Raw genomic sequence first — 7,190 nt, forward strand, 5'->3', positions numbered from 1 at the left:
GCTTGACATTTAAGCTCTTGGGATGTCTTTGGGCTCATGGCGGTGGCACGTCTTGAATGGCTTACTTGTACGTCGCTGTTGCATGAGGACGGTTGCGGACCGGATCGTTTGTGCATGGCGGTCGGCGGAAGGGAAAGTGATGTTGGAGTAGTAGGGTTCCCGACGTGAGAGCGTTCTTCGTCGACCTGGCCGACCGGCGCCGGTTGCGGACGCTCAACGACGCCGACGAGGAGACGACGGCGGAGGCGGTGCGGCTCAAGGAGGCCGCTCTGTTCGACTTCGGTGTGGGCAACAGCGTCATCGGGTCATGGCTCTACACGAAGTGTCACCACCATATTCCCACCACTGCGGTCGAGACCGCGGCGGTCACGGCCACGGGTGACGGCGTATGCTCACTCCTGTTCAACCCGGAGTTCTTCGTCGACATCGGGCTCGACGGGGTGAAGTTCGTCCTGTTCCACGAGGCGCGGCACCTCATTCAGCGGCACCTGCACACCGAGCCGGAACTGCGCGCCGATCTGGTGTTCACCATCGCCACCGAAGTCACCGTCAACCACGTCGCGATGCGGCGGTTGGGTGTGCAGCGGCTGCCGACGCGGGCCGGTGAGCCGGTCGGGATCGATCCGCGCGAGGTGTACAAGCGGTACCGGGACGACCTGGCCGGGCAGGGCCTCGATCCGCTCAACTACGACCAGTTCGTAGAGACCGACTTCGGCGTCTACAGCGAGTTGCGGCGGATGGCCGAGCCGATCGTTCGTCCGGTGCCGTGCCTGCACCTGCTGCTGAGCTTGGGCCTCGGCGCCGACGGTGAGATCCCGCTCGACGACGACACGGTGGCGAAGGTCGTCGGCGAGGTCTTGGCCGAGGTGGCCCGGCGTGCGCACGCGGGAAACGCGGCGGCCCGGCAGGAACTGCTCGACCTGGCCGCCCGGTGCGGCGGCGCCGACGACCGGCTGGAGGCGATCTGGGGGTTACTCGGGCTGGCCGCGCTGCGCGGCAAGACGCCGAAGACTCGCCGGGTCGACTGGTGGAAGCGCTGGCTGGTCGACGTGCTCGCGTCGCGGCTGCGCGACGGCGAGCGGCTGGCCTACCCGAAGAAGCTCGGCGCGGTGCTGTTGTCGCTGGGTCACGAGCCGATGCTGCTGCGGCGGGGAATGGAGCGGGAGAAGCTCGTGTTGGTGGCGTTCGACACCTCCGGGTCGATGCCCGACCACGTGGTCGAGTGGTTGACCACGCTCGTCGGGCAGACCGACGGGGTCAACGCGCAGTGGCTGAGCTTCGACGGCGAGGTGATGCCGTTCAAGCCGGGCGAGCGCGTGCTGGGCGGCGGCGGAACCAACTTCCAGAACGTTGTCGACTACGCCGAGGGGCGGCTCAAGGTCGGCGACCGGGAGGTGGAGGGGAGCCTCGACGCCGTGATCATGGTGACCGACGGGCACGCGACGCCGGTGAAACCCCGTGAGCCGGAAAAGTGGATCTGGCTGATCACGGATGGCGGCGATACCTGGCCGGAGCGGGCCGATCCGCCGATGGCCTGCCACCGCGTCCAGACGGGAGAGCGCTGATGGCGGCGGCCCGGCGCACACGCGTGCAGAATGAGCCGCGCGACAAGCGTGAGCCACGCACGAAGGCCGCGCCCGATGAGCCTTCAGTTCTGGAGCGGTTCATCGACGGGATGATCGCGGCCGGGCAGACCGGGCAGGTGTTCGGCGACCACGGCATCGGGAAGACGTCGACGTTCCTGAGCTACATCCCGAAGCGGCACCCAGGCATCGACGTGGTGCTGGTCCCGGCGGCCAACCTCACGCCCGACGACCTGCTGGTGAACGCACCCGTGCGCGACCCGCGCACTGGTGAGCTGGCGCTGCAACAGCTAATTCTGGACCAGCTGTCGCACCCGCGGAAGTTCGTGCTGGTGATCGACGACTCGCTGCAGGCGGGCGACACGATCCAATCGCAGCTCATGCAGGTCGCCTGCAATTGGACGCTCGGTGAGCATGACCTGCGCGCGCTCGGCTGCGTGGGGGTCTTCCTCACCGACAACGAGTCGGCTTCGGAGGTCGGCACTCGCCGCAACGACCTGGCCGTGCTCGACCGGATGGCCACCATCCGCGTCGGCGCCAACGACACGTCGTGGCGGCGGCACCTGTCCGAGCGGTACCCCGGCCGTGACCTGTCCGACTTGTTCTTGGCCTGGGCGCGGCTGAGCCCGCACCTGCGGCGCCTGCTGTCGCCGCGCACGGTTCAGCACATCATCGACTGCGCTATCGAGGACTTTCCGCTGCGGTGGGGGCTGCCGCTGGTCAACGGCACTCGGCTGGTGCTCGCCGATCAGCGTGCCGACGGGTCGCCGGGGCCGGACCGCACGGACGATATCCTCGACCAGTTCGCCCGGGCGCTCGGCGTGCCTAACCGGGCCAGCGTCGCCGACCCGGTGCGGCGCATCCTCCGCGCGGCGATCCGGTGCCGGTGGGCAGTGCTGCTGCAGGGCCCGCCCGGTTGCGGCAAGACGGAAATCACTCGGCACGTGGTGCGGGAGGAGATCGGCCGCGAGCCGGTGTATTTCTCGCTGCCGGTCACGAACGTCGAGGATCTGTGTGTCCCGGTTCCGGCGGCCGATGGCACGCTGAGCTCGCTGCTCACCCGCAGCTTGCTCGGCGACGAGCCGAAGGTGCTGGTGTGGGACGAGTACAACCGGCCGAAAGACAGGGCGACCTTCGCGAAGTTGATGGAGGTGACCCAGGAGTGGACGCTGGCCGGTCGGCCCATCGACGGCCTGCGCGCCCAGGTGGCGTTGCAGAACCCGCCGTACCACCTCGGCCGCAAGCTCCTCGTGGCGAGTAACAACCTGGCCCAGGCCAGCCGGTTCACGATCAGCTACGAGGTCGCGCCCGAGGATATCCCCGCCAACCAGTGGCTGGTCGACGTTTACGGGCCTACCGCTGAGGTGGTCTTGGAGTGGTGGAAGAACGACATCGATGATGAGGGCCGGGCCTGGGTCAGCAAGCGCACCCTGGAGCGGCTGATCAAGCTGCACTGCCAGAAGCTGCCGCTGCAGTCGGCGCTGATCTACCTCGGCGATGGCGAGTTCGCCCCGGTGCCGCTGACCGGCTTGGAGGCTCGGCTGGAGGGGCGGCCGTCTACCGGTCTGGGTGACCTCGCGGCCGAGGTCGACCTGTGGGAGAAGCGCCTGCGCGCGGCGGTGGAGCAGAGTACCGAGGGTACCGGCGACTCTGACCTGGTGCATCAGATCTTCGCCAACGCCGAGGCGTCGCAGCTGCGCGAGCACCTCGACGTCGTGGCTCGTCTGCTGCGGTACCTGCCCCCGAAGCTGCGGGCCACCTACCTGGTCGGGCAGGTGCCTGAGAAGCAACAGGTGTGGGTCGAGGCTGTGGCGCGCATGGCTCGATTGCAGGCCGGCTGATGGCCGCACCGTTCGTCTGGCTGCTGCGTGCGGCGGGGCCGCGGTCGTGGCAGCGCTTGGTGTCGGCGCTGGGTGACCGGCTCGACGAGGTCGCCTGGTCCGCTCCCCAGCTTCCGGCCGAACTGTTCGACGCGATGCTGGCGTCGGGGCGGCCGCAGTTGATCGAGGTCATGGCCCGTTCTGTCGATCCGACCGGCGACCGGCACGCCGACCTGCGTCAGCGGCTCGCGGCGACCGGCAATGCCGAGGTGGCCAGCCGCGCGATCTCCTTCTGGGGACTGCGCGACCGGCGCGCGGTGTTCGCCGCCGGGCGGCCCGACGATCCCGCCTGGGCCGGGCTTGTTACCACGATGCTCGCCGTGACGAAACCCGACGGGGTGCGGGCGACGGTGGTCAGCCCGTTTCCTGGCCTGATCACCCACGCGTTCGCGGTTGCGGGCGAGGAGCTGACGCGGGCCGAGCTGCTCCGCGGCTTGTTGTCCATTGTGGATGTGGGCGCATCGCTCGACGATCCGGTGCTGCTTTCCATTGCCGAGCGTGCCGGGACGTCGTTGGGTATCGACCGTGCGTCGCTGGCGCGGCTGGTCGCCGAGGCCGAGGGAACGGCCGGTGCGATCGAGGAGCTGCGCGACGGGGCGGACGTCGAGCAGCTGGGCCTGAGGTCGGAGCTTGACTGGGACCAGATCCTCGCCGCCCACGGTTGCGAGCCATTCGGCGAGGAGGCGACGATCCTGCTAGCGGGGCGGCCGGACTGCCCGGAAGGCGTGCATCTGGCGCTGTTCGCCACCCATCCGCTCGCTGTCGTCACGGCCGCCCGTCCCAGTGTTGTTCTGCTCGCGGCACCGCTGCCGGCCCGACACAGCACCGCGGTCGCGAAACGGCGGGCCGACGAGGCGGTCAAGGCCGGGCTGCCTGCCGACGCACTGCTCCGGGCTTCCCCCGCACCTGCGGTGCTCGAGGCGCTGCACCGGCACCGGGTTGTTCTCGAGGAGCTGCGGGCGCTGGTGGGCGATCGGCTCGGTGCCGATGTGGGCCGATGGCGGGTGCTACGTGCCCGGTTGAAGGGCTACCGCGGGTCCAGCGTGGACCTCCTGACCGAGGAGCCCGCCGGACGGCCGCCAACGGCGTGGCCCGACGCGAAGCCGATCCCCGATGTCTGCGAGCGTAAGACGGTCAACGGGGTACGGGCGGCGTTCCTCGCCCTCCTCGACGCCGCACCGACCGACACCCACCTCGCCCTGTTCGACCACGTCGACGACCACACGATCTTCGACCTGCTCAGCCGCGGCCAGTGGCGCGACGAGTGGCTCGACGCGGCGCTCGCCAGCCCCAACCCCGCCCTGCGCCGGTCCCTGTCCACCCGGCGCGACCTCGACGCGGCCGCCATTGACCGGCTCGCCACCTGCGACGACCCGGTGGTCAACAACCAGCTGTTCCGGGCCACCAACCTCAGCTGGCACCTGCGGAAGCGGATTCTGTCACAGCGACCCTTCGCAGACGCCGGGTCGCTCCCCCTCGATCCGGCGTTGCGTGAACACCTCCTGGCGTATCAGGGCGGCAGCGGACTGTCGCCGTACCACGCCCGCGACGCGATCGACTGTGTCGACCTCGATCTGCAGCTACACATCCCGCGATACCGGCTAGTCTACGGCGAGATCCCGCAGCTGCGGCTGGTGGTGAACCTCTGGCGGCGGCACGGTCGCGCCGCAGTCGACGAGCTGCTCGCCGTCACCAACGGGCCGGCCACCTTCCAGGGCCGGTTGCTGTCTTCGGCCGTGATCAAGCGCGTCACCGGACCGGACCCCGAGATGCTCAGCCGGCTGGAAGACGAGGTGACACGCGGCGAGACGGTCGCCGCACAGCTCGCCCTCCTGCGCGGCGTAACGGGCCCGAGCTCGGCTTCCCTGCGGGAGACCCACGACTGGAACTGGAAGGCCATCCGCGACGAGCACGCCGAGCGGCCGTTCCCCGACGACATTCTCGCGGCCCTGTGCACCAGGCCGGGATGCCCACAGTGGTTCCGTACCGCGTTTGCGACAACGCTCGAGGCCGGGCTGAGCCGCGGCGAGCCGCCAGCCGATCTGCTCGCCCAGATCCTGGTCGACCGCGAGACGGTGCCAAAGCTCATCGCGGCCGGCCGGTTGAGCTGGTCGGACGTGTTCGCTCACGGGCGTCCGGCGGCCCAGGCGCTAACGATGCTGACATTCGTTAAGGACGAGGGCCAGCAGGAGGGGCTGGCCGCACTCAGGCTCGCAATAGAGTCCACGGTCGATGGCAACCCGGAAGCCTGGGTGCTAGCTGCCCACATGCTGCCCGACTTCGCTGGCAGCGTCGCCGAACTATTGTTCACCGCGACGGCGGCCACCGGCTGACGCCAGCCGGACCCGAGGGCGCCTCGTTCGGGATTCGCCGTCTGTCCTTTGCAGGTACTGTCAGCGGAGCCGCTCCTGCTGCGGAGCGACCTGCTCCCACTCTGTGCTTGCTAGTTAATCCATCCGCGCTCGCCGAGGGCTCTTTCGGATCAGCTGGCCGATCTTGGCCGGTTCGAGGCAGCAGCCCTGGTCCGTCAGCCGGGGGCACGAGTCGGGGAAGGTTCTGCGGTGGGAGTTCGACTCGGATCCGGAGGCCCTGCAGATGGTTGATCGTCTGCTGCACGCTGACACCGCCGGTCGGTGGCGGAAGCAGGACCGGGGGTACTCCCCCGCCGGCTGCTGGCGCCGGGTGAGACGCGCCGGACCACGGACTGATCAGGGCTTTCGCATCGAGGGCGAACGCCTCGCGACGTAGCAGCGGTGGCTCACTTCCAGACGAACTCCAGGCGTTCCACGTCGAGGTTCGTCGCCCCAGCCCGGGTCGTCGGCTTCATGACGATCCGGGCCAGGACAAGCGCCAGCAGCTCCCGCCGCCGCTCCAGCGGCGCGGCGCTTCGGGGCCGCCTCCCTTCTATCTAAAGTCGGCGTCGGGCCATGTCGCCCGGCGCCCGGGGCAAACCCAGGACCGCAGCCAACTGGAGCCGCCAGATCGACCGCGACTGGACAGATCTCGATGCCGCGCGGCATAGACGATGGCCGTCACCTGGGTCCGGTCGTCCAAGATTCACCCAACCAGACGCTGGCTCAACCCGCATACCATCGACCCGGAGGCGAGCGACGGAGGTCGGTGGATGAGTCAGGCTGCTGCGATTATCGTCGGCGCTGCGATTTCTGGCATTATCGGCGTACTCGTCGTCGTAACCCAACAGTGGCTGACGCACCATCACGACAAGCAAAATGCGCGTGTCGGACGGCTCTGCGACTTCATGGCGGCCGGATGGGCGCTCTCACTCGCGTTGGGTCGCCTTGCCCACGCTCCCGGTGAACAGAAAGCGAAAACGCAGGAGCACGAGCGGCTATCAGAGCTCCTCGACCGCTTCAACGCCTGCATGGCCCAAGTGCAGTTGCTCGAGTCCGGCGACTTATATATCGCGGCGCATCGCCTTGATCGCGCCTTAGCCGAGCTTGTGGGCGCGGCCAGGGATCACCAATACTCAACGACCGACTGGCGCCTGCGTCGGGCCGCAGCCACGGAAGCTGTCGAGGCGTTCCATCGTGCAGCGCGCAGGGTTATTAGGTCCGGCGATATACCGCCGGACGTGGTGCTGCCCGCCCGACAGGCGCGCCCTCAAGAAGGTACGCGGTAACTGAGCTGCCCCCAGGGCCGGCCCGGACGGAGCTTCCAGTTGACGAGGCTCCGGCCGGGGTCAAGCCCCTGGAAGTGGTGTAACGGC

4 protein-coding genes are annotated in these 7,190 nt (G+C 68.8%); all 4 read left to right on the forward strand.

Annotated elements, in window-relative coordinates:
- Positions 1–164 precede the first annotated feature (164 nt).
- The 4 genes from A6A27_RS05090 to A6A27_RS05105 all read left to right on the forward strand — a co-directional run bounded on the left by A6A27_RS05090 (position 165) and on the right by A6A27_RS05105 (position 7,103).
- Positions 165–1,565 (forward strand): hypothetical protein, encoded by a 1,401-nt coding sequence (locus A6A27_RS05090; RefSeq protein WP_073833341.1) that lies wholly within the window; start codon positions 165–167, stop codon positions 1,563–1,565.
- Between the two features lie 23 nt (positions 1,566–1,588).
- Positions 1,589–3,424, forward strand: a complete 1,836-nt coding sequence (locus A6A27_RS05095) for an AAA family ATPase (RefSeq protein WP_073833346.1) — start codon at positions 1,589–1,591, stop codon at positions 3,422–3,424.
- On the forward strand, positions 3,424–5,796 hold the full coding sequence (locus A6A27_RS05100; protein ID WP_073833343.1) for a hypothetical protein: 2,373 nt from the start codon (positions 3,424–3,426) through the stop codon (positions 5,794–5,796). The genes A6A27_RS05095 and A6A27_RS05100 overlap by 1 nt, the downstream gene beginning before the upstream one ends.
- 791 nt (positions 5,797–6,587) lie before the next feature.
- Positions 6,588–7,103 carry a hypothetical protein gene (locus A6A27_RS05105; protein WP_073833344.1) on the forward strand — a complete coding sequence of 172 codons (516 nt, stop codon included), beginning with the start codon at positions 6,588–6,590 and terminating at the stop codon, positions 7,101–7,103.
- Positions 7,104–7,190: the final 87 nt, after the last annotated feature.

Origin of the sequence: Micromonospora sp. CB01531, assembly GCF_001905095.1 — a bacterium.
Taxonomy (GTDB): Bacteria; Actinomycetota; Actinomycetes; order Mycobacteriales; family Micromonosporaceae; genus Micromonospora.